The 23,143-nt window shown below is 68.8% G+C and carries 20 protein-coding genes and 1 tRNA gene; 14 read left to right on the top strand and 7 right to left on the bottom strand.

What is annotated here, in order from left to right:
* Nucleotides 1–32: 32 nt before the first annotated feature.
* Nucleotides 33–179: a hypothetical protein gene (locus tag WFI54_RS11665; RefSeq protein WP_336652965.1), complete on the bottom strand. Its 147-nt coding sequence runs from the start codon at nt 177–179 to the stop codon at nt 33–35.
* A gap of 490 nt (nt 180–669) precedes the next feature.
* A tRNA-Arg gene (locus tag WFI54_RS11660) sits at nt 670–746 on the bottom strand.
* 245 nt (nt 747–991) lie between these two features.
* Here WFI54_RS11660 and WFI54_RS11655 point away from each other — a divergent pair.
* Together WFI54_RS11655 and WFI54_RS11650 are read left to right on the top strand one after the other, a co-directional pair.
* Nucleotides 992–1,561 carry an adenine phosphoribosyltransferase gene (locus WFI54_RS11655; protein ID WP_336652964.1) on the top strand — a complete coding sequence of 190 codons (570 nt, stop codon included), beginning with the start codon at nt 992–994 and terminating at the stop codon, nt 1,559–1,561.
* A gap of 81 nt (nt 1,562–1,642) precedes the next feature.
* Nucleotides 1,643–3,379, top strand: a complete 1,737-nt coding sequence (locus WFI54_RS11650) for an AMP-binding protein (protein WP_336652963.1) — start codon at nt 1,643–1,645, stop codon at nt 3,377–3,379.
* 48 nt (nt 3,380–3,427) lie between these two features.
* On the opposite strand, the gene WFI54_RS11645 is transcribed toward WFI54_RS11650, so the two are convergent.
* Nucleotides 3,428–4,606, bottom strand: coding sequence for an o-succinylbenzoate synthase (locus WFI54_RS11645; protein ID WP_336652962.1), 1,179 nt, complete (start codon nt 4,604–4,606; stop codon nt 3,428–3,430).
* A gap of 80 nt (nt 4,607–4,686) precedes the next feature.
* On the opposite strand from WFI54_RS11645, the gene WFI54_RS11640 reads away from it, so the two are divergent.
* From WFI54_RS11640 to WFI54_RS11620, 5 genes are all read left to right on the top strand, one after another.
* Nucleotides 4,687–5,016 (top strand): TfoX/Sxy family protein, encoded by a 330-nt coding sequence (locus tag WFI54_RS11640; protein ID WP_336652961.1) that lies wholly within the window; start codon nt 4,687–4,689, stop codon nt 5,014–5,016.
* Nucleotides 5,017–5,025: 9 nt separating this feature from the next.
* Nucleotides 5,026–5,979, top strand: a complete 954-nt coding sequence (locus tag WFI54_RS11635; RefSeq protein WP_336652960.1) for a 1,4-dihydroxy-2-naphthoyl-CoA synthase — start codon at nt 5,026–5,028, stop codon at nt 5,977–5,979.
* A gap of 78 nt (nt 5,980–6,057) precedes the next feature.
* The gene (locus tag WFI54_RS11630) at nt 6,058–7,485 is read left to right on the top strand and encodes an MFS transporter (protein ID WP_336652959.1); all 1,428 of its coding nucleotides are present in this window, start codon (nt 6,058–6,060) and stop codon (nt 7,483–7,485) included.
* Nucleotides 7,486–7,494: 9 nt separating this feature from the next.
* Nucleotides 7,495–8,754, top strand: coding sequence for an AMP-binding protein (locus WFI54_RS11625; RefSeq protein WP_336652958.1), 1,260 nt, complete (start codon nt 7,495–7,497; stop codon nt 8,752–8,754).
* A complete protein-coding gene (locus WFI54_RS11620) occupies nt 8,751–9,704 on the top strand; it encodes a 1,4-dihydroxy-2-naphthoate polyprenyltransferase (protein WP_336652957.1) in 954 nt (317 codons plus the stop codon). The genes WFI54_RS11625 and WFI54_RS11620 overlap by 4 nt, the downstream gene beginning before the upstream one ends.
* 15 nt (nt 9,705–9,719) lie before the next feature.
* On the opposite strand, the gene WFI54_RS11615 is transcribed toward WFI54_RS11620, so the two are convergent.
* Both WFI54_RS11615 and WFI54_RS11610 read right to left on the bottom strand, forming a co-directional pair.
* Nucleotides 9,720–11,477 carry a bifunctional 3'-5' exonuclease/DNA polymerase gene (locus tag WFI54_RS11615; RefSeq protein WP_336652956.1) on the bottom strand — a complete coding sequence of 586 codons (1,758 nt, stop codon included), beginning with the start codon at nt 11,475–11,477 and terminating at the stop codon, nt 9,720–9,722.
* Nucleotides 11,478–11,585: 108 nt separating this feature from the next.
* Complete coding sequence (locus WFI54_RS11610; protein WP_336652955.1) at nt 11,586–12,161, bottom strand: DUF4229 domain-containing protein; 576 nt, start codon at nt 12,159–12,161, stop codon at nt 11,586–11,588.
* Nucleotides 12,162–12,167: 6 nt separating this feature from the next.
* On the opposite strand from WFI54_RS11610, the gene WFI54_RS11605 reads away from it, so the two are divergent.
* The 3 genes from WFI54_RS11605 (at nt 12,168) to WFI54_RS11595 (ending at nt 15,357) form a co-directional block, all read left to right on the top strand.
* Nucleotides 12,168–12,569, top strand: a complete 402-nt coding sequence (locus WFI54_RS11605) for a PLDc N-terminal domain-containing protein (protein WP_336652954.1) — start codon at nt 12,168–12,170, stop codon at nt 12,567–12,569.
* A complete protein-coding gene (gene menD / locus WFI54_RS11600; RefSeq protein WP_336652953.1) occupies nt 12,566–14,368 on the top strand; it encodes a 2-succinyl-5-enolpyruvyl-6-hydroxy-3-cyclohexene-1-carboxylic-acid synthase in 1,803 nt (600 codons plus the stop codon). Before WFI54_RS11605 ends, menD begins: the two co-directional genes overlap by 4 nt.
* A 116-nt stretch (nt 14,369–14,484) precedes the next feature.
* A complete protein-coding gene (locus WFI54_RS11595) occupies nt 14,485–15,357 on the top strand; it encodes a PPK2 family polyphosphate kinase (protein WP_336652952.1) in 873 nt (290 codons plus the stop codon).
* Between the two features lie 29 nt (nt 15,358–15,386).
* Here WFI54_RS11595 and WFI54_RS11590 read toward each other — a convergent pair whose 3' ends face one another.
* Entirely contained in the window at nt 15,387–16,724 is a 1,338-nt protein-coding gene (locus tag WFI54_RS11590; protein ID WP_336652951.1) for an isochorismate synthase, read from the bottom strand.
* An 84-nt stretch (nt 16,725–16,808) separates the two neighbouring features.
* Here WFI54_RS11590 and WFI54_RS11585 point away from each other — a divergent pair, with 84 nt between their 5' ends.
* From WFI54_RS11585 to WFI54_RS11575, 3 genes are read left to right on the top strand one after another with little or no spacing between them, the layout of a single operon-like run.
* Nucleotides 16,809–17,567: a class I SAM-dependent methyltransferase gene (locus WFI54_RS11585; RefSeq protein WP_336652950.1), complete on the top strand. Its 759-nt coding sequence runs from the start codon at nt 16,809–16,811 to the stop codon at nt 17,565–17,567.
* Nucleotides 17,568–17,575: 8 nt separating this feature from the next.
* Entirely contained in the window at nt 17,576–18,622 is a 1,047-nt protein-coding gene (locus WFI54_RS11580; RefSeq protein WP_336652949.1) for a polyprenyl synthetase family protein, read from the top strand.
* 2 nt (nt 18,623–18,624) lie between these two features.
* Nucleotides 18,625–20,001, top strand: a complete 1,377-nt coding sequence (locus WFI54_RS11575; protein ID WP_336652948.1) for an FAD-dependent oxidoreductase — start codon at nt 18,625–18,627, stop codon at nt 19,999–20,001.
* 54 nt (nt 20,002–20,055) lie between these two features.
* On the opposite strand, the gene WFI54_RS11570 is transcribed toward WFI54_RS11575, so the two are convergent.
* Nucleotides 20,056–21,690 (bottom strand): PucR family transcriptional regulator, encoded by a 1,635-nt coding sequence (locus WFI54_RS11570; RefSeq protein ID WP_336652947.1) that lies wholly within the window; start codon nt 21,688–21,690, stop codon nt 20,056–20,058.
* Nucleotides 21,691–21,774: 84 nt separating this feature from the next.
* On the opposite strand from WFI54_RS11570, the gene lysA reads away from it, so the two are divergent.
* Entirely contained in the window at nt 21,775–23,103 is a 1,329-nt protein-coding gene (lysA, locus tag WFI54_RS11565) for a diaminopimelate decarboxylase (RefSeq protein WP_336652946.1), read from the top strand.
* Nucleotides 23,104–23,143 lie beyond the last annotated feature (40 nt).

Genomic DNA, 23,143 nt, shown 5'->3' with positions numbered 1-23,143 from the left:
CCCCTGGAGTTGCCGCTCCGGGGGCTCGGCGTTTAGCGGGTCAGGGATGCCGAGGCTTCGAGCACAGCCTCTTTGATCGCGTTGTAGTCATCGATATGCATCTTCACGGCTGTACTTAACCGCCGGCTAAGCCAAGACTCGGTGACCCCCATGTAGTTGGCCACGGTCTTACTTGTCAACCTTTGATCGTGAATCAGATCCTTGAGTTCCTGGGCTGCTGCAGAGTTCGTAATCGGCATTTTCACCTCCAAATCGTTTCGATAGTCGAAACGCTAGCAGTATTGTTTCGAAAAACGCAATGCGAATTGTGCGCGTGTCGTATCAAAATGCGCAACGGAGTGTTACTCTGTGGATATGACGCTGCAATTGATAATCGACGAAGGTGGTTACAGCACCGCCGATCGCATTGGAGTCTTGCTCTTCATGCGGAAGATGTCTCAGGCGGCCCTCGCCCGCGCACTGGGCTTCTCGCCCGCCGGTGTGACTCGGCGCATGCACGGGGATACGTGGTCCCTCGCGGAGACTCGACGTGTCGCGGAGATTCTTGACAGTACTGTTGCGTTTATTGCGGGTGAGACAGATGACCCTACCCGTCCCGGAATGCTCAAGTCAGAAGAGTCCGTGGACGAGAAAACCCCCGCCGCTGATGCGACGGGGGTTTCGGATGATTGGTGCGCCCCGAGGGATTCGAACCCCCGACCTTCTGATCCGTAGTCAGATGCTCTATCCAGCTGAGCTAGGGGCGCATGTTGGTTTCACCAACCAGAAGAACATTACACGACTCGGGGGACCTCTTCAAATCGAGGCCGCTGCGGCGTTGCGCGGGCGTGTCGCGGGAGGGGGAGAGGCGGCGTGCGGTGGCGGACCCGGGAGGAGGCGAAGACCTCTGGCGCGCGGTCCCAGCTGTCGGCGGGTCTGGCTTGCTCGCGCACCTCGCGCTCTGCTGCTCCACCACCTCCGGCCCGCCGAGACTCCCGGTACCCTGGGTCGAGTGACGGAGACCACGAACGAGCCCCTCGACATGCCCAGCTTTCCCGAGTCGAGCGCCGAACTTGCGCGCGCAGAATCCTTGATCCTCGAGATTCCCGACTACCCGAGCGCTGGCATCCTCTTCCGCGACATCACCCCGTTGCTCGCCGATGGCACGGCGTTCCGCGCCACTGTCGACGCGCTCATCGCCCCGTTCCGCGGCACCTTCGACGTCGTCGCAGGGCTTGAAGCGCGCGGCTTCCTGCTCGCGAGCGCCGCCGCATACGCCACGGGTGCAGGCCTGATGCCGATCCGCAAGGCGGGCAAGCTGCCCCGGCCGGCGGCGAACGTCAGCTACGCCCTCGAGTACGGCATCGCCGAGGTTGAAGCTCACGCAGACTTCCCCCGCGGTTCGCGAGTGCTCGTCATCGACGACGTGCTCGCCACGGGCGGCACGCTCGCAGCCGCGCATCAGCTGCTGCGCGAGCTCGACTACGAAGTGGCGGGTACCGCGGTGCTCTTCGAGATCGACGGTCTGGGTGGCCGGGAGGCGATCCGCGACCCGCAGCTGCACACGGTCTTCCACAGCTGAAGCCGCCGCGGCACCGCCCCCGAGAGGCGCGCAACACCCGGCGCTGCGCGCCATCCCCCGGCAGCGAGGCAGAATAGTCACATGACCCACACCGATGCCACGCGCGCGTTCTTCGCGGCCCGCGACCAGCTGCTCGAACTCGCCGGTGATCCGGCTCGCGCCCGTGCCGAGTTCCGCTGGCCCGACGTGGGGCCGAGCTTCAACTGGGCCCACGACGTGTTCGACGCGATCGCGGAGGGCAACGATGACACGGCGCTGTGGATCGTCGAAGCCGACGGCCGCGAGCAGAAGCGCAGCTTCGCACAGATGCGGCAGCGCTCCGATCAGGTCGCCAACTGGATGCGCGGCATTGGTGCACGCAAGGGCGATGTTGCGATGCTCATGCTCGACAACCGGATCGAGCTGTGGGAGATCATGCTTGCCGCGCTCAAGCTCGGCGTAGTGATCCTGCCGACCTCGACGGTGCTCGGCGCGCACGAACTGAGCGACCGTATCGACAGGGGGCGCGTGCGCTGGGTGTTCGCCGCCGCGAGTGACGCCCTGAAGTTCGCCGAGGTGCCCGGCAGCTATAACCGTGTCGGTGTCGGCTTCGAGCAGGCGAGCCAGGACCAGCGCGCCGCCCTCTTCGACTGGCACCGCTACGAAGAGTCAAGCGCCGCGTCGCTCGCCCCGATCCCGCGCACGACCGCGAGCACCGATCCCTCGCTCATCTACTTCACCTCCGGCACCACGAGCCTCCCCAAGATCGTGGAGCACTCGCACACCAGCTACCCGCTGGGTCACCTCACCACCACCGCCTGGATCGGGGTGCGCCCCGGCGACGTGCACTCAGTGGTGAGCGCGCCCGGCTGGGGCAAGCACGCCTGGTCGAGTTTCTTCTCGCCCTGGAACGTGGGCGCCACGATTTTCGTGCTGAGCTACGCCCGCTTCGACGCTGAACATTTCGTGTCAGAGCTCGACCGTGCGGGCGTCAACACGTTCTGCGCGCCGCCCACGGTGTGGCGCATGCTCATCCAGCACCGTTTGGAGCACAAACCGCGCGCGCTGCGCGAACTGCTCTCGGCCGGGGAGCCGCTCAACCCCGAAGTGATCGCCCGCATCAAGGAGTGGTGGGGGCTCGAGATCCGTGACGGCTACGGCCAGACCGAAACCACCGCCCTCATCGGCAACATGCCAGGCGACCCCATCGTGCCCGGTGCGATGGGTATTCCGTTGCCCGGGGTTGACGCGGTGCTCGTCGATCCGCTCACCGGCGTGGAAGCCGCTGAGGGGGAGATCTGCCTGCGGCTCGCTCCGAGCCAGCCCGTGAACCTCATGACCGGCTACTTCGGCAACCCTGAGGCCACCGCGAAGGCCACCGCTGGCGGGCTCTTCCACACTGGCGACGTCGCCGAGCGCGACAGCGAGACAGGCGTGCTCACCTTCGTGGGGCGCACCGATGACATCTTCAAGTCGAGCGACTACAAGGTGTCGCCGTTCGAGGTGGAGAGCGCGCTCATCGAGCACGAGTTCGTCGCTGAGGCTGCCGTGGTCGGCGCCCCTGACAATACCCGCCTCAACGTGACGAAGGCGTATGTCGCGCTCGCTGCAGGCACGTCAGGCGACGCCGATACGGCTCGCGCGATTCTCGCTCACGCCCGCACCGCGCTGCCACCCTACATGAGGGTGCGCCGGGTGGAGTTCTTCGAACTGCCCAAGACCTCGTCGGGCAAGATCCGCCGTGTCGAGCTGCGTGAGCGTGAGATCGCCGCGCATCGCGCGGGTGAGCGGATCGCCTCAGAGTGGCGCGAAGAGGATTTTCCCGGACTCAAGGGCTGAGGGGTCGCACTCGGCGCGGTTGCGGTGCCGCTCGGCGAGCAGCACCGCTCACTGCGCGGCCGCGCTGAGCAGCGCGTGGCAGCGGGTGACGCGCTCGCGCCACCACTGTGCGCGTTCGGCCGGGGCCGCGAAGCGGGTGAGCTGCGCGGGGTCGAGCGGGGGGCGGCGTACCTCGATCTCGCCGCCGTTCGGCAGCAGCGGATCGACGGTCACGTCTCCCTCCAACAATGCGGCCGTACCGAGGCCGCACGCCCCGGCAAGCACGGCACCGGGTGCGGTGACGCTGGGGGGTGCGGATCCCGGTTCGCCGGGGGGTCTTCGCTGCGAGCCGGGCTGCGAGCCATGCTCGCCCTCGCTGGCGGCGAGGGGCAGTGCCGCGGCGAGATGCAAGCCCATCGCGATGCCCACTGAGGTGTCCAGCGCGCTCGACACGACTACGGGCAGGCCTGCCTCGGCCACGATGCTGAGCGTGCGCCGGATTCCGCCCAGCGGCTGCGCCTTCACGATCAACAGATCCGCCGCGCCGGCCCGCGCCACCGCGAGCGGGTCGGCAGCCTTGCGCACGCTCTCGTCTGCGGCGATGCGCACGAGTGGGGAGGTGCGAACTTCTAATCCGAAGGTCGCAGGGTCGTTGCCGCGCAGCGGGCTCGAAACCGCTGATGCTGCGCCCAGTCGCCGACGCACCTCGGCGAGCTCATCGACGCCGACGCACGGCTGCTCGGCGTAGTCGAGGTCGAACTCGGCGAGCGCTCGCAGCGCCGTCACCGCCTCCTCAACCCCCCAACCGGCATTCGCGTCCACGCGCACCAGCGCGTCGGGCCCCATCGCTTCGCGCACCGCACGCACCCGTGCCACATCGTCGGCGAGCGTCTGGCCCCGCTCGGCCACCTTCACCTTCGCGGTGCGGCAGCCGGGAAAGCGGGCGAGGATCTCCGGCACCCGATCCGCCGCCACCGCTGGCACTGTTGCGTTCACCTCGACCCGGTCACGCAGGGTGACCGGCTGCTCACACCAGCCGAAATCGAGGGCGGCCGCCAGCCACGCCGCCGACTCGGCATCACCGTACTCGAGAAACGGTGAGAACTCGCTCGCCCCCAGCGGCGCATCGAAGATCGCCGCCTCCCGCACCGAGATGCCGCGAAACCGCGTGCTGGTGGGGATCGCGACCACGCGCATCACCGCGAGCACTTCGTCGAGCGGAGGAAGGGCGGCCCGGGCATCACTCATGCTCCGATCCTGCCACGGTCCTCTCGAACTCGTGCCCGTACGGGTGGTGCGCGGCGCGAACGCGGGGCTACGCTGGCGGCATGAGCACCAGGGCCGACACCATCGAATTCCTCACCGACCAGCTGAGCGCCCTGCCGACGATCCGCAGCCGCAAAATGTTCGGCGAATACTGCCTGTACTGCGACGACAAGCCCGTCGCGTTCGTGTGCGACGACGAACTCTTCGTGAAACCCACCGACGCCGGCCGCGCATACCTCGGCACACCCGATGAGGCCCCCGCCTACCCCGGCTCGAAGCTCTACTTCCGGGTGAGCGGCGACCGCTGGGAAGACCGCGAATGGCTCACCGCCCTCATCGACCTCACCGCGGCGGCGCTCCCCGCCCCGAAACCGAAGAAGCCGCACAAGTAGGCTGGGGGTATGACGCAGCGCGATCCGCACCCCGCACCGCAGACCCCGCAGCCCGAGCGGGTCTCCGATCTGTTCGACCCAGCCGAGTGGGAAACCGCGCCCGGCGCCGAACGCTACACCGACATCACCGCGCACCTCAGCCTCGACGGCCGCATCGCGCGCATCGCCTTCGACAGGCCGGAGGTGCGCAACGCCTTCCGCCCGCACACCGTCGACGAGCTCTACGACGCCCTCGAACGGGTGCGGGTGAACCCGCGCGTGGGCGTGGTGCTGCTCACCGGCAACGGGCCCTCGCCGCGCGACGGCGGCTGGGCGTTCTGCTCGGGCGGCGACCAGCGCATCCGCGGCCGTGACGGCTACAAGTACAGCGACTCTGAGACGAGCGTCGGCCCCGAAGCTACCGCGCGGGCCGGTCGCCTGCACATCCTCGAAGTGCAGCGGCTGATCCGATTCATGCCAAAGGTCGTCATCGCGCTGGTGCCCGGTTGGGCGGCGGGGGGCGGGCACTCGCTCAATGTGGTGTGCGACCTTACGATCGCGAGCCGCGAGCACGCCAAGTTCAAGCAGACCGACGCAGATGTGGGATCGTTCGACGCCGGCTACGGCAGCGCCTATTTCGCACGCCAGGTGGGGCAGAAGAACGCGCGCGAGATCTTCTTCCTCGCCCGCGAATACGATGCGGATCGCGCCCGCGAGATCGGCGCCGTCAATGAGGTTGTGGCGCACGCAGACCTGGAGCGCACCGGCATCGAGTGGGCCCGCACCATCCTCGGCAAGTCGCCCACTGCGATCCGCATGCTGAAGTATGCAATGAACGCTGTGGATGACGGGATCGTGGGCCAGCAGCTCTTCGCCGGCGAGACCACGCGCCTCGCCTACGGCACCGACGAGGCCGTCGAGGGCCGCGACTCCTTCCTCGAGAAGCGCGAGCCCGACTGGTCGCCATTCCCTTACCACTACTAGGGGGGTGCCGCGGCTGCGCTTGCGGTGCGGGCGCGGGGGCGCGCGCGGGGAGCAAACCGCAGGTGTAGCCTGGCAGGGATGACGAAACCCAGCCAGCGACCACCGGGCTGGGCGACGGTCGCTGCTCTCGCCTTCGTCGGCCTGATCTCGGCCTTCATGTTCACGCTGGTGGTGCCGCTGCAGGCCGAGCTGCCCGAGCTGCTGCAGGCCTCCCGCGAAGACACCTCCTGGGTGGTGACGATCACCCTGCTCGTGGCCGCTGTCGCGACCCCCATCTCGGGCCGGCTCGGTGACATGTACGGCAAACGTCGTGTGATCTTTGTGCTGCTCGTGGCGCTGATCGTTGGGTCGTTCGTCGCGGCGCTGTCGTCGTCGATCATCGGGGTGATCGTGGGGCGCGGCCTGCAGGGCCTCACGACGGGGGTGATCCCGCTCGGGATCGCGATCATGCGCGACGTGCTGCCGCCCGCCCGCCTCGGCACCGCGGTGGCCCTCATGAGCGCGACGATGGGCGTGGGCGGCGCCGTCGGCATGCCGCTCGCAGCACTGATCGCCGAGACCGCCGACTGGCACACGCTGTTCTGGATGTCGGCCGCTCTGGGGGCGTTGGGGATCGTGGCGGTGCGGTTCGCTGTGCCGGAAGACACCCTTATCACCGGCGGGCGTCTCGACGTGATTGGGGCGTTCGGCTTGGCTGTGGGCTTGACAGGCCTGCTGCTATTTGTGTCGCGCGGCTCTGTCTGGGGCTGGGGCTCACCGCTTGCGCTCGGCTCGGTCGGAGCGGGTGTGGTGGTGTTGCTGATCTGGGGTGCCTACCAGTTGCGGGCGCGAGATCCGCTCGTCGATCTCCGGGTGGCGGCCCGGCCGACGGTGCTGCTGACGAACCTCGCCGCAATCGGTATGGGGTTTTCGCTGTTCGGATCGAGCGTGACGTTCCCGCAGTTGCTCGAAATGCCGCGAGAAACCGGTGCGGGTTTCGGCCTCACCATGATCGAGGCGGCCATCTGCATCATGCCGTCGGGCCTCATCATGATGGTGCTATCGCCGCTGTCCGGCAAGCTTGAGCGGGTGTTCGGTGCGCGACCGCTGTTCACGATCGGCACCTCTTCGATCGTCGTCGCCCACATCTTTATCCTGCTGTGGGCGAGCGAGGTGTGGCACGTGGTGGTGGCGAACGCCATGATCGGCGTGGGGATCGCGTTCTCGTTCGCGGCGATGCCGATGATCATCATGGGCGCGGTGCCCGCTCACGAGACCGGGGTTTCGAACGGTCTGAACGCGCTGTTCCGCTCCATCGGAACGTCGAGCGCATCGGCCGTGATGGGCGGCGTGCTCGCTGCGATGAGTGTCGAGCATGAGGGGCGTTCCGTGCCCACCCCTGAGGCTTTCGCAACCTGTTTCTGGATCGCGCTCGCCGCGGCTGCGGTGGCCACGGTGCTCACCCTGCTCATTCCGCGCGGGGGCAGCCCGGAGCCTCGCCCTGCGTTGCCCGCCGCCACCGAGTAGCCTGGAACGGTGACTGCGCCCAACGGACTCCGCACCATCCCGACAGGGGATCGCGCCTGGCTTATGGCCGCGCTCGGCGATGCGCTGAGCGGCGGTGCGCCGATCCTCCCGGTCGCCGACGAAGGCGTTGACGCCGAGGCTATCGCGGCGCTACAGCACGCCGAACTGCCCGAGGGCACCGCGGTTGTGGTGCGCACCTCGGGGTCGAGCGGGGTGCCGAAAGCGGTTGCGCTGTCGGCGGGTGCTCTGCGCGCCGGCGCCGAGGCCACGCATGAGCGTCTCGGTGGCGACGGGCAGTGGCTGGTCGCACTGCCTGCGCATCTGATCTCGGGGTTGCAGATGCTGGTGCGCAGCGAGGTTTCGGGGATTCCACCGCGCTTCTTTGATGCGATCGGCGGCTTCGACCCGGCAGCGCTGCTCGACAGCGCTGAAGGCCTCGATGGGAAGCGACGCTACGTTTCGCTGGTGCCGCTGCAGTTCTCACGGCTGCTCGTTCTCGCTGAGCGTGATCCCGCCGCAGCGGATGCCCTGCGCCGCTTCGATGCGGTGCTCGTGGGTGGGCAGGCGGTGTCGTTGGAGATGCGTCGGCGCGCGCATGAGCTCGGCGTTGCGCTGAAGCGCAGCTACGGCATGACCGAGACGGCGGGCGGTTGTGTGTACGACGGGGTCGAGATCGGCGATGCGCGGGTGCGGATCCGTGAGGGTGAAGTGCAGCTCGCCGGCCCGTCGTTGGCGCTGGGCTACGTCGGCGACGCGGCGCTCACCGCCGAGCGTTTCGTGGAGGATCGGGATCGCGACGGTTCAGTGCGCCGTTGGTACCGCACCGGCGATGCCGGCGAGCTGCTGGGCGGCATGCTCACCGTGACGGGGCGGCTCGACAGGGTGGCTATCTCGGGCGGCGTCAATGTGTCGCTCGATGAGGTGGAGCGGGTGCTTCGCGAGTTCTCGGGCTGGGCGAGCGCGGTTGCGGTGTCTACCCCGCACCCCGAGTGGGGTGAGCGGGTGAGCCTGGTGGTCGAGACTGGCAAGGCAGAGGCCGACGTCGAGGGCACTGAGGCCGCGCCGCCGCGGGCCACGTTCGACGAGGTGCGGGCCGCGATCCGGGATCGCCTCGGTGTCGCGGCCACCCCGGTGTGGGCGACTGAGACTGATGAGCTGCCGCGCCTCGCGGGAGGGAAACCCGATCTGCGGGCGATCGAGCAGTGGCTGGAGCAGCTGCGCGCGAGTTTCCGCGAGACGCGGGCCGCAGCAGGGGAGGAGCAGGAGTGAACGCGAAGGATCGGCGCAAGTCGGGCAATCCGGCGGTGCGGGCCGCCGCTGAACGGCAGGTGAGCTCGGGGGAGGCACCGCGCATCACCTGGCGCAACTGGGTGGGCGGCGCGCGGCTGCGCACCTTGCCTCTCGCGGTCGCCCCGGTGGCTGCGGGATCGGGCGTGGCGCACATGGTGCAGGGTTTCTCGCTGCCGCTCGCGCTGCTCGCGCTCGCCGTCGCCGTGTTTCTGCAGATCGGCGTGAACTACGCCAACGACTATTCCGACGGCATCCGCGGCACCGACGCGTACCGGGTCGGCCCAGCCCGGCTCACGGGCTCGGGCCTCGTCAACCCGAAGCGCGTGCTCGCGGCGGCGCTCGTGTTCTTCGCGCTCGCCGCCGTTGCGGGCCTCGTTGCCGTGGTGCTGAGCGGCCGCTGGTGGTTCTTGGCGCTGGGCGTGGTCGCGATCCTCGCGGCCTGGTTCTACACGGGCGGCAAGCGACCCTACGGCTACGCCGGGCTGGGCGAGGTGATGGTGTTCATCTTCTTCGGCATCGTGGCGACCGTCGGCACGGTCTACCTTCAGACCGATGTGCAGACGCAGGAGGCGTGGATCACGGGTGCCGCCGTTGGCCTGTTCGCGGTGGCCGTGCTGGTGGTGAACAATCTGCGCGATATTCCCACAGACAGGCTTGCGGGCAAGAAGACCCTGGCCGTGCGCATGGGGGATCGCGCCTCGCGAGCCCTCTACATCGCGTGCGTGCTGCTGCCGTTCGCGGTGCCCGCGCTCTACGGCTTCGTGAACCCAGGCATGGTGCTGGTGTGGTTCGTGCTGCTGATCGTGGCCCCCTGCGTGCTCATCGTGATCACGGCGAAGACGCCACGCGAGCTGATCCTCGTGCTGCAGCTCACCAGCCTCGCTGCGCTCGCCTATGGTGTGCTTGTGGGCATCGCCTTCGCGTTCTAGCGTTGCCGCAGCGGGTCACTCCTTTGTGGCCCGCTCGGCCACTCGCACGTCGAGCGGAAAGTCGACGGGAGCTGCACCGAAGAGTAGCCGCCCCGCGGCCTCGGCCGAGGCCTGCACTGCCTCAGCGACGGCGTCGGCCTGCGCAGCCGGAGTGTGCACGATCACTTCGTCGTGCAGAAAGAACACGAGGTGCGGGCGGTGTTCGAAGACGGGGCCCGACGCGGGCGCGGGCGGCACATCGTCGACGGCGGGCATGGCCGCGAGCCGCAGCCGCAGTTCAGCGAGCCAGGCGAGCGCCCACTCTGCAGCCGTGCCCTGCACCACGAAGTTGCGGGTGAACCGCCCGAAGTCGCGCGCAGTGCGGCGGGCCCGCGCCTCGTCGCGCGGCGTGGCCGATGGCAGGCTCGCGAGCGCCTGCAGCTCTGCCCAGTGGGGGCCTGGCGGCGGCGAAGATCGGCCGAGCCAGGTCGATACGACGCCGCCCTGCTCGCCGGTCTCGGCGGCGCGATCCACGAGTCGCATCGCAGCGGGGAAGCTGCGTCGCAGCCGTGGCACCAGCCTGCCGCTGTCGCCAGTGGTCGCGCCGTACATGGCACCGAGCACGGCGATCTTGGCCTCTTGCCGGCTCGCGACAATACCGCTCTCGACGATGCCGGAGTAGAGATCCTTGCCCGATCCCGCCGCCGCCATCGCCCGGTCGCCCGACATGGCTGCCAGCACGCGCGGTTCGAGTTGCGCGACATCGGCAGTTACCAGCATCCATCCGGGATCGGCGCGCAGCGAGGGGCGCAGGGCGCGGGGCAATTGCAGGGCACCCCCGCCGCTCGACGCCCAGCGGCCGGTGACCACACCGCCGGGCACGTAGACCGGCCGGTATCTGCCGTCGCGCACCCACTCATCGATCCAGGCCCAGCCGTTGGCAGTGAGTAGCCGGGAGAGCTTTTTGTATCGCAGCAGCGGTTCGATCGCCGGGTGCTCGCTCTCCATCAGCTCCCAGCGTGACGTCGAGGCGACGTCGATGCCTGCCCGTCGCAGCGCGCTCAGCAGTTTGGGCGGTGAGTCGAGGCTCGCCGCCGGATCGCCGAGTGCTGCCCTCACCTCATCGGCGAGCGCCACCATGCGCGCGGGCTTGGCGCCGGCGACGGGTCGCGGCCCGAGTGCTTCGCTCAGCAAGCGGTCGTGCTCGGCGGCATCCCAGGGCACGCCGGCGCTGCGCATCTCGACGGCCACGAGCGCGCCGGCCGACTCTGCGGCGAGCAGCAGCCGAATACGGTTCGGGTCAGAGGATGATGAGATCGCGGCGAGCTGCCGTTCGAACTCTGCACTTGCTGACTCCGGGTCGTGCGGCACCGTCGGCGGCCCAGTGCCGCCCGCGTCGAGCTCGAAGAGCGTCGATTCGTCGGAGGGAGTATCGGCGTCGATGCCTGGTGCGGCGTTCCACTCGTGAGCCGCGAGCAGCGCTGCGCGGTCGCTGACCAATTCGCTCTGCCGCAGAATCGTGTGGGAGAGCCGCAGATCGTGGCAGCGCTCCACGCGCACGCCGGCGGCAAGCAGCTGCGGATACCAGCTCGGCGCGTCGCTCCACACCCAGCGCGTGGCTGTGCTGCCGCGCTCCCGCTCGGCGACGAACTGCGGCAGTGCTTCGGCTGCGAGGCACACGGGCTCGCCTCGGCTGCCGTCGGCGCGCACGTCGACGACGCTCACCGCGCCGTCGCTGCCGCGACCCAGCAGGCTCCACCGGGGCTGCTGTTGCGGCGTGCTCGTCTCAGTCACACGTCCACGCTACTGCGCACCACCGACACTGCCGCCGGCCTGAGCCGCTCTACGATCTGCGCCCGGTGGCCGACTCGGCCGCGGCCGTACCCGGTGGCCGCCGCGCGCTCAGGGGCGGTCGGAGTGTGCGGGGTCCGCGTCGGCCTCGCGCCTCGGCTCGGCCGAGGCAGCTTCACCCGATGCCGCCGCGCCAGCGCCCTCAGCCGCCTCCGCCGCATCCATCGCGTCGTCTTCGATGATGTCGTCGGCTGTGCGGTCGCGGTTGCGCCACTCGTAGATGCTCTCCGACGCGGTCTCGCGCGATTTCGAGAGCAGCAGCACCGACAGGGACACGCTGATGAGCGCCGCCAGCACCGCCGCGATGAGCGCGGACACCATCATCGAGAACTGCAGCGAGAGCCCCAGTACGTAGAGGAGGGCGAACGGCACTGCGAAGAAGAGCAGACGCAGTGCGGTGTAGGTGATCCAGGCGGAGCGGGGGTTCTTCACGGGCACGAGTGTAGCGAGGCATGCTGAGCCGACGCCGAACTCCGAGGGCCGGAACCCTGACAGGCCGTGTTCGTGGGCCCCGGCTGCGCCCCGCGATCCGCCATCTGCACGCGCAGCAGCAGAGTAGCCGTCTGCTGCACCGCCGCAACCGAGATGCTCAGCGGTCACGTTCGGCACAGTCGGGGTCGGTAGCATGGGTGTATGGTGCGATTCGTGATTATCGGAATCGTCATTGCCGTGGCGTTCACGCTGTATGCGCTTGTCGATGCGGCGATGACTGACGGATCGCGTGCGCGGGGCGTGTCGAAGCCAGTGTGGGTGGTCTTGGTGGTGCTGCTGCCGGTGATCGGTGGTGTGCTCTGGTTCATGATCGGCAAGGGGGCGCCCCCTGCGCAGCGGCCCACGCCGCCAGACGACGATCCGCGATTCACTGGCACTCGGATGTCTTCGGCTGATCTCGATTCGCATATGCGCGATCTTGAGCAGCGGTTGCGCGATCTCGATGCCGAGACGTTTCCCGGTGAAGATGAGCGGCCTGCCTCCGAGGGTGAATCGCGGGGCGAGGAGCAGCCCGGGCCCGACGACGACACGGCCCAGAAGTGACCGACGCGTCGCACAGCTCTGATCAGAACGGCGGCCTCGCTGCGGCCTCGGTGTTCGCGGTTGAGCTGCTCGGTGAGCTGATCCGGCGCGGTGTGAGCGATGTTGTGGTGTGCCCGGGATCGCGCTCGCAGGCTCTCGCTCTCGCTGCGGCTGCTGCCGAACAGGTCGGCGCGATCAGGCTGCATGTGCGCCTCGATGAGCGCTCGGCGGCGTTTTTCGCGCTGGGCGTTGCACGTGAAACAGGGATGCCGGCCCCGGTGATCGTGACGAGCGGCACGGCGGTTGCCAATCTGGCGCCGGCGGTGCTTGAGGCTCACGAGGCACGGGTGCCGCTGCTGCTGATGACTGCGGATCGCCCAGTTGAGCTGCGCGGGATGCGCAGCAATCAGACCACGCGGCAGGCGGGGTTCTTCGGCCCTGTTGCCAGGCTGTCGCTCGATGTGCCGGCTCCGAGTTTCGGTGATGACGGCGATCTCGTGCGGGGCGCTGATCGCGATCCTGGGTCGCTCGCCCGGGTCGTGCTGCAGGCCGCGCTCGGGGCGCCGGGTGCTGCGCCGGCTGGCCCGGTGCAGCTCAACATTGCCTTCCGCGAGCCGCTGTCGGGAACGCAGGGCTTCGACGGCATGATCGCGCGCGGGTTCGAGGCCGCTGCTGAGGAGCGCGCGGCGTTGCAGGTGGCGGATCCCGCCGCCGATCCCGATCCGTACCTGCACCGGGGTGACGCCCTCGCCGTGGTGATCGCGGGGGAGGGCGCGGGCCTCGAAGCCGAGGCTTTCGCGCACGCCGCGGGGCTGCCGCTGCTTGCCGAGGTGGTGAGCGGCGCCCGCTTCGGCCGCGAGGCGATTGCGGGCTACGCTGCCCTGCTCACGGCGCAGCGCGCCGATGGCCCGCCTCTCGGGGAGCTTGTGGAGCAGGCGATCGTGTTCGGTCACCCCACGCTTACCCGTGCCGTACCGGCCCTGTTGCGCCGTGACGATGTCGAGGTGGTCGTCGTCGATCCGCACCCCCGCGCCGAGCATTACGACCCGTCGCGCGCAGCCCGCGTGGTGCGATCCGCCCGCGTCGCCGCAGACCACGAGCCGCGCGCGCTGCGTCGCTGGCTCGGTGCCTGGGTGACCGCCGACAGGGAGCTACTGCGCGAGCGCAGCACCGTGCACGAACCCGACCTCGAAGCGGCGCTCGCCACGGGCTACAAGGAGCGCAACGCCTACGCTCGCACCGAGGTTGCCGTGATGCGCGAGCCGATTTCGCGCGAGCTGCTGGTGGAGAGCGTGTGGCGGGCGACCTGGCCGCATGACCGGCTGGTGCTTGCCGCTTCGCGCCTGGTGCGCGTGCTCGATGGCCTCGCCCCGGCCCGCAGGGTGGCCGTGCACGCGAATCGCGGCCTGGCCGGCATTGACGGCACGGTCGCGACGGCGCTCGGCGTCGCCGCAGCGAGCCAGGGCGACCCCGACCCGGCGAAGGCTGCGGGCACGACGCGCGTCATCATCGGCGACCTTGCGCTGCTGCACGACGCCGGTTCTCTGTTGCTGCCCGAGGGTGAGCCTGCCCCGCGCATGCAGCTGTTCGTGGGCAATGACGGCGGCGGGACGATCTTCGATGGGCTGGAAGTTGCCGGATCCGCCGATCCCGAGCTGTTCAGCAGGGTGATGCGCACGCCGCAGCAAGCCGATCTTGCGTCGCTCGCTCGGGCTTACGGCTGGGAGTATCGGCGTGTGGAGACCCGGGGTGAGATCGAGAAGTTGCTCACGGAGCCGGTGACGGGGCCGAGCCTCGTCGAGATCCCGCTCGCGCCGTAGCCCGGCGGGCTGTGCTGCGCTGTGCAGCGGTTGGTCGGTGACGCAGCGCTCGCGGTGCAGGTGCGGATCCGCGAAGCGGGCATACAGTGGAGGGCACACCGACGGAGGGGGACGGCATGGCCGACGAATTCTGGACCGATGATGTGACGCGGCTGCTGCGGGTGGGGCCCGATTTCGATTTGCGCAGGGTGGATCCCGATGCGACGCCGGGCACTGAGGCACGCAAACAAGACGGTATCGCCGAGCTGGCCCGTTCGGCGCAGGAGTTGCGCGGGCTGCAGGAGAAGCTGTTCGCGCAGAGCCGGCTCGGTGCGCGTGATCGGCTGCTCGTGGTGCTGCAAGCGATGGACGCTGCGGGCAAGGGTGGCATTGTGAATCACGTGTTCAGCCTGGTCGAGCCGTACGGGCTTGCGCTCGCCGCGTTCAAGGCACCCACTGAGGAGGAGCGCGCTCACGATTTTTTGTGGCGGATCGCGCCGCGTGTGCCGGGGCCTGGACTGATCGGCGTGTTCGACCGTTCGCACTACGAGGATGTGCTGATTCAGCGCGTGCGCGGCTTCGCGCCGCCGGAAGAGATCGAACGGCGCTACGGGGCGATCGTCGATTTCGAGCGGGGGCTTGTCGCTGACGGGGTGCGGATCGTGAAGATCATGCTGCACATTTCGCCTGAGGAGCAAGCTGCGCGCCTGCAGTCCCGCCTCGATGACCCGGAGAAGCACTGGAAGTACAACGCGGGCGACATCGACGAGCGCGAGCTCTGGCCTGAGTACATGGACGCCTTCGGCATTGCGATTGAGCGCACCGCGACCGAACAGGCGCCCTGGTACGTAGTGCCGGCGAACGCGAAGTGGTATGCGCGGGCTGCCGTGCAGCGCATTGTGATCTCCGAGCTGCAGCGGATCGACCCGCGGTGGCCGCAGGCCGACTTCGATGTCGCATCCGAGCGGGCCCGCCTTGCCCGCACCGCCGACATGCGCTGGCCCAGCTGACGCGGCGCGGCGCCGCAGGGCGGTGCCGACTACTCGGCGAAAGCTTCGGTGATGGGGCTCAGTTTCGCGACGGTCTCGGTGAGTTCGTGCTGCGGATCGGAGCCGGCGAGGATGCCGCCGCCGGCGCTCGCCACCACCGTCAGCGACCCGTCTATGGCGGGCTCTGAGAGCTGGGCGCAGCGCAGCGCGATCACCCATTCGCCGTCGCCGGCCGCGTCGATCCAGCCGACGGCCCCCGAATAGCGCCCTCTATCGAAGGGTTCGAGCTCGGCGATCGCCTCGACGGCCGCGGCAGTGGGGGTGCCCGCCACCGCGGCGGTGGGGTGCAGGGCGCCCACGAGTTCGATGGCTGAGCTGCGTTCGTCGAGGGTCGCACCGAGGTCGGTCGCGAGATGCCAGACGTTCGGCAGGCGCAGCGGGAATGCTTCCTCGCTCGTGCGCAGCTCGCGCACATGCGGTGACAGTGCCGTGACCACGCTCTGCACCGCGAAGGCGTGCTCGTGTTGCTCCTTCGCGCTGGTAAGCAGCTGCGCACGGGCGCGGGCGTCGCGCTGCGGATCGTCGTGGTGGCGCGCGCGGGTGCCTGCGAGCACGCGCGCCGACACGGCACCGCCGGTTGAGCGGATCAGGGTTTCCGGGCTGGCACCCACCAGGCCGTCGACCGCGAAGGTCCAGCAGTCGAGGTAGTGTTCGGCGAGCCGCCGCAGCGGCACCCGCAGGTCGGCGCCTGCCGACACCCGCCCTTCGATTTGGCGGGCGAGCACGATCTTCTCGACCTCGCCGTTCGTGATGCGGTCGACGGCTTCGCGCACACCAGCGATGTAGGCGTCGATCGAGTCGCGGCCGGCGTCACGGTCGGCGCGCGAGGGGAGCACGCGCGGTGCGAAGACGGTGCCCGGCCACGGGCCGGGGGCTGCCGCGGCTGGCACCTCTGGCACCTCTGGCACCTCTGGCACCTCGGGCGTCGCGGCAGGTGTCGAGGCTTCTGAGGTGAGTGAGATCTCGGTGATCCACGCGGCGTCGCGGTGCCTGGCGATCATGAGGCGCGGCACGATGAGCACGCTTTCGGCGGTGCTGTGATCGTCGAAGGCGAAGGTGCCGAGTGCGACGAGGCCCGTACCCGGCAGGCGCACCGGATCATCGATCTCGGCCACTGCTGCGATGCGGCGCCACTGCTCTGCGGCATCGCGGAAGCGGTTGGGGCCGCGGAAGCTGAGTCGCAGCGTTTCGCCGAGGCCGACGCTGCCGCGGTCGTCGCGATGCCAGAGCATGGGCCGCTGCGGGTCTGGCAGTGAGAGCAGGTCGGGGAGCCGCTCAAGACTTCGCGTCACTGCGCGCAGCCGGGGCACCTCAGGTTCGCTCGTCACCCTCACCAATCTACCGGCTCGGCCTGGGCGATGCCGCTTCGTGGGCCTGGGAGGCTCCGAGGAATGAACGGATAGCATAGGGGGGTGACCCGACCCGACACCGAGACCAAGCATGCGGCCGATGTTTCAGCCATGTTCGACGAGGTGTCCCCTCGCTACGATCTGATCAACGATGTGCTCACCGTCGGCAACGACAGACTCTGGCGCATCGCCACGACGCGAGCGGTTGCTCCCCGCAAGGGCATGCGCATCCTCGACCTCGCCGCAGGCACCGGCACCTCCTCGGCGGCGCTCGCCGCGCACGGCGCGCACGTCACCGCCGCCGACTTCTCGGAGGGCATGCTCGCGGAGGGGCGCAAGCGCCACGCGGGCAATGACCTCATCGACTTCGTGTGGGCCGATGCCACGCAGCTGCCCTTCGAAGACGACACCTTCGACGCGGCCACCATCTCCTACGGTCTGCGCAATGTGAGCGATCCGCGCAAGGCGCTCGCTGAGATGCGGCGCGTAGTGAAGCCGGGCGGCCGTGTGGTCATCGCCGAGTTCTCGGAGCCACCGTCGGCGCTGATCCGCCGCCCCTACCAGCTCTACGGCCGCCACGTGCTGCCGCGCGTTGCCGGCCTCATCAACCGCGAAGCCGCCGAAGCCTATCGCTACCTCAACGATTCGATCGAGGCGTGGCCTGATCAAGCCGAGCTGTGCCGGTGGATGCGCGGCGCCGGGCTTGAGCGCGTCGCCTACCGCAATCTCACCTTCGGCATCGTTGCGCTGCACCGCGGCTTCGTGTCGAAGGGCGCGACCGATCACTCTACCGACACCTCAAAGGGCGGAGCCAGCCAGTGAGCCGTTCCATGGCCGAAGACACGGCGACCCAGGCGTTGCCCATGCGCCTGTTCCGCGGCGGGCAGGATCGCCGCCACGCGAAGCAGTTGCAGCAGCAGCTCGAACTCATTGAGGCCGAGCTGACCGAGCACCTGCGCTTCGCGTCGCCGGTGGCTGATGCACCCGCCCGGTATTTGATGGAGGCCGGGGGGAAGCGGATCCGCCCCATGCTGACGCTGCTCACGAGTGAGCTTGGCGACGGCCCGAATGAGCAGGTGCGCCGCGCCGCGCAGGCGATCGAGATGACGCACCTCGCCTCGCTGTACCACGACGATGTGATGGACGATGCGAAGCTGCGCCGGGGCGTGCCCGCGGCGCAGACGGTGTGGTCGAACTCGGTGGCGATCCTCGCCGGCGACCTGCTCTTCGCGCGCGCCTCAACGCTGGTGTCGGGCATGGGCGAGGAGGCGATCCTGCTGCAGGCCCGCACCTTCGAGCGTCTGTGCCTGGGGCAGCTGCACGAGACCGTGGGCCCGCAGGAGGGCGAAGAGCCGATCGCGCACTACATTCAGGTGCTCGCAGACAAGACTGGCGCGCTGATCGCGACGGCCGCCCGCATGGGCGTCATGTTCGGTGGTGCCCCGGCCGAGTACGCCGACCCGGTGATGGAGTACGGCGAGCGCATCGGCGTGGCCTTCCAGCTGATCGACGACGTGATCGACCTCTCCCCGAAGAAAGAACAGACGGGCAAGCGCGCCGGCACCGATCTGCGGGCGGGCGTTGCCACGCTGCCCACGCTGCTGCTGCAGCAGCGAGCCGCCGCCGGCGATGCCGCCGATGCGGAGCTGCTGGGCCGTATCGAAGCCGGCGTCGAGGCGATCAGTGAGGGCGCCGATCCTGGGCTGCTCGATCCCGAGGTCGAAGAGTTGCGCGCGCACGAGGTGACCCGTGAAACCGAGGCCACGGCGCACCGCTGGGCTGAGGACGCGAAGGCGATGCTTGAAGTGCTGCCGAAATCGTCGGTGCGGCGCGCACTCGAGCGCATGGCGGATTCGATCGTGAACAGGGAAGGCTGAGAATGAGCAAGATGCGACTGGCGATTGTCGGAGCAGGCCCGGCGGGCATCTACGCGGCTGATCTGCTGCTGAAGGCGGAGCGCGATTTCGAGGTCGAGATCGACCTGTTCGAGCAGCTGCCTGCCCCGTACGGTCTCGTGCGCTACGGCGTCTCTCCCGACCATCCCCGCATCAAAGGCATCATCACGGCGCTGCGCGAGGTGCTCGACAGCGGCGCGATCCGCTACTTCGGCAATGTGCGCTACGGCACCGACATCACGCTCGCAGACCTCAAGCGGCACTACAACGCCGTGATCTTCGCCACGGGCGCGATCCGCGATGTCTCACTCGACATTCCCGGCATCGACGCTGCAGGCTCCTACGGCGCCGCAGACTTCGTGAGCTGGTTCGACGGGCACCCCGATGTGCCCCGCACCTGGCCGCTCGAAGCCCGCCAGGTGGGTGTGATCGGCAACGGCAACGTGGCCCTCGATATCTCGCGCATGCTGATCAAGCACGCCGATGATCTTCTGCCCACTGAGATTCCCGACAACGTCTACGCCGGGCTCAAGCAGAACCCCATCGAGGAGCTGCACCTTTTCGGCCGCCGCGGCCCGAAGTACGTGAAGTTCACGCCGCTGGAGCTGCGCGAGCTGGGCGAGGTGCGCGACGTCGACATGGTGGTGGACGAGCGCGACTTCGACCGCGACGACGCCTACGCCGACGAGACGCTTGCGAAGAACAAGCAGGTCGTGGTGATGACCCGCATCATGGACAAGTGGAGGGCCGAGCAGCGGCAGCGTGAGGCCGGCGAAATCGCCCCCTCGTCGCGCCGTCTGCACCTGCACTTCTGGTCGAAGCCCGTCGAGGTGGTCGTCGAAGACGGCCGCGTGGCGGGGCTCAAGATCGAGCGCACCGCACCCGACGGTCAGGGTGGTGCGATCGGCACCGGCGAGTTCGAGATCATCCCCATGCAGTCGCTGTACCGCGCCGTTGGCTACTTCGGTTCGCCGCTCGACGAGATCCCCTTCGATGATGCGAAGGGTGTGATCCCGAACGTGCAGGGTCGCGTGCACGATCTTGAGGGCGGGCAGATCCCCGGCGTCTATGCGACGGGCTGGATCAAGCGCGGCCCGGTCGGCCTCATCGGTCACACCAAGAGCGACGCGATGGAGACCCTCGAGTGCCTGCTCGAAGATCGTGCGAGCTGGTGGCAGCCCGAGGCGCCCGAGGCCGAGACGATCCCCGAGCTGCTGCACGCGCGCGAGGTGCCGTACACCACGATCGAGGGCTGGCACCGGCTCGACGAGCACGAGCTCGGTCTCGGCGAGCAGGTGGGGCGCACCCGCATCAAGGTGGTGTCTCGCGAGGAGATGACCCGCGTTTCGCGCGGGGAGTGACGCAGCGCTCGTCGTGCCTCGCTGCTCGGCCGGCACGGCGGCCCGTTGCGATGCTCAGCTGAGGACGGATCCGGATCCGCTGCGCAGTTGCAGCCAGGCCGCCAGCAGCGTGTCGGGGTCGTACAGATCGACCCCGTAGTGCTCGTCGGCGCGTTTGAGGCGGTAGCGCACGGTGTTCTCGTGGATACCGAGTTCGCGGGCGGTGCGCGCCACATTGCCGAAGGCACCGCACCAGGCGAAGAGCGTCTCGGCTACGAGCGGGTCGGCATCGATCAGCTGCTCGATCGCGGGTGAGCGCAGTTCGGGGGCTTCGGCGAAGAGCGCTGCGGCGCGGTCGAAGACGAGGGCGGGCCGCAACGCTTCGACGGTGAGCAGGCGTTCGTCGGGGCCCACCGGGCTGCCTGCCGGGCCTGTCTGAGCCGCGGTGCTTGCTGGCGCGACGTCGAAGAGGCGCGTCGCGAGATCTCTGAGCTGTGCCACATCGCCCGGGCGGGCTGCGACCCCCGGCAGGGCGACCCGCACGCCGGGACCGAGCAGGCGGTCGATGACGGGCAGCACGGGCTCGACGAGGTCGCGCGGCGAGCGTGAACCGGCGTGCTCGACGAGGGCGTAGACGCGGCCGCCCCGCATCGCGGTGACCGCTTCGGGCCGCTGCAGTGCGAGGTGCCGCTGCACCAGCGAGCGCAGCTGGGCCGGCAGCGGTGAGTGCTCGCGCCGTTCGGGGGAGAAAGCGAGGAGCACGGCGCCGTGCTCTTCGGAGATGCCGAGTTCGGCGAACTCGGAGCCACCGACGTCATTTCCGTCGAGCAGGGTGCGCAGGCGGTCTTCGCGGGGCTGCTGCGTGGCCCGGCGCACGCGCAGATCGTCGAGCATGTGCGAGGCGGCCAGCGCTGCGGCTGAGCGCATGCGTTCTTCTTGATCGGCAGTGAGCTGCGGCAGGCCGCTGGCATCGATGGCCCAGATGGTGCCGAGGGGCAGGGTGCCGGCGTGGATCGCGAAGGCGACGCGCGGCTCCTCATCTTCGAGCCGTGGGTACTTGATCGGCACCTCTGAGCGGAGCACGGTGCGATACTGATCGTCGTTGAAGGGGGAGTCGGGCACTTTTCTGGTGAGGATGCCCTGGGTGCGGAGGCGGTCGATGAGCTGGCCGGGCACCGAAGAGTAGGCGATGATGCGACGGCCGAGGTCTTCGATCGCGACGGATCCCCCGAAGAACTCGGCCAGCTCGTTGGTGAGGGCGAACAGGGGTTCTGCGCCGCGGTCGCGGTGCGTATCTTCGCTGGAACGGTGCTCGCCGAGTAGCTGCGCGAGGAGTGCGTCGAAGAGGCGCCAGCTGATCCGCTCGCCAACGCGAATGATGGGGATCCCGGCGGCGGCGGAGGCCGCTGAGATGGTGCCGGTGTCGGCATCGCGGCACTTCAGTGCGATCGCCGCGTAGCCGAGTTGCGCGGCGGTGTTGGTGAGGGCTGTGAACTCGGGGCCGGCTGCAGGCGCGGCGGAGGGCACGAGCAGCAGCGTGTCAGGCTCATCGGGAAGGTCTTCGAGCACGTCGTGAAACTCGGTGGTGCGCACGGTTCGGGCCCCTGGCGCGGCACCGAGCAGCGTTGCCGTCTGCGGGCCGAGTTCAGCGACGAGCGCGTCGAGGCGCAGCGCCCCGACGGACATGTCTGTGGAAATCGGTGGGGTCATTGCCCAAATATATAAGAAAAGTACAAAAATTTGGCGCGTTTCGGTGCCTAAAGTGGGGGAGACAACGACGTGAACGGAGATCCAGTGACCCACGCACAGCACCTTGCCCGCACCGCCCCCGAGGGCACCAGGCTCGGCGAACTCTGGAACATCCTCCCCGAGGAATCCGCGCGCATCGAAGGCCCCCGCGGCGGAGAACTCGCCATCGGCGGTGTCGGCGTCACTGAACTCGCCGAAACCTACGGCACCCCGCTGCACATCATGGACGAGACCGGTCTGCGCCGCCAGATCCGCCGCTTCATCGACGGCCTCGCCGAGCGCTGGCCCAACTCGGAAGTGCTCTTTGCCTCGAAGTCGCTGCCGGTGCCCGGCATGTACCGGATCGCCCACGAAGAAGGCCTCTCCGTCGACGTCGCCGGCGGCGGCGAACTGCAGCTCGCGCTCGCGGCCGGCGTGCGACCCGAGAAGCTGCACTTTCACGGTAACGCGAAAACCGACGCCGAACTGCGCATGGCCCTCGACGCCGGCGTTGGCGCGATCATCGTTGACAACGACGACGAAATTGATCGCCTCGAACGGCTGCTCGAACGGCCGCAGGCGCTGCTGCTCCGCGTGATCCCCGGCGTCGAAGCCGAAACCCACGCCTCCCAGGCCACGGGCGGTGCGAAGTCGAAGTTCGGCCTGCCCATGGACCAGGCCAAGCGCGCCATCGCCCGCATGCAGGCGCACCCCCTCATGCACTTCGAAGGCGTGCACCTGCACATCGGCTCGCAGATTCTCAACACCAGGCAGTTCGCCGAAGCGGTCGCGAACATCTCGACAGTCGGCACCTTCGGCACCTACGACGTCGGCGGCGGCCTCGGCGTGCAGTACACCTACGACGAAACGCCCCCCAGCGTTGACGAATACCTCGACGCGATCGTGGCAGCCGCCCGCGAGAACCTGCCGGCCGACGCCCGCATCATGATCGAGCCGGGCCGCTCCGTCGTCGCCCGTGCCGGCGTCACCCTGTACCGGGTGGTCACCGTAAAGCACACCGGCGAAATCTTCGTGGCAATCGACGGCGGCCTCGCAGACAACCTCGACATCGCGCTCACCGAGCAGCGCTACGAGGCCCTGCTCGCCGACCGCATCGACGAACCGTGGACCGAAACCGTGCAGCTCGTCGGTCGCCAGTGCGAATCCGGCGACCTGTTCATCGACGGCGCCCCGATGCCGCCCGCCCGCCCCGGCGACCTCGTCGTCATGCCGGGCACCGGCGCCTACAACTACACCCTTGCCAACAACTACAACGGAGCGCTCAAGCCGGCCATTGTGTTCGTGCGCGACGGCGAGGCCCGCCTCGTCACCCGCCGTGAAACCTACGACGACCTGCTGCGCCTGCACGAGCCGCTGCTCAGCGAACTCGGCTAAGGCCGGGGCCGGGCGATCCGCCTCACCAACCCTGAACCTC

It is taken from the genome of Leucobacter sp. MMO-125 (genome assembly GCF_037148395.1).
Classification (GTDB): domain Bacteria; phylum Actinomycetota; class Actinomycetes; order Actinomycetales; family Microbacteriaceae; genus Leucobacter.
The sequence above is the reverse complement of the archived record's forward strand: the minus strand, read 5'-3'. Positions and strand labels throughout refer to the sequence as shown.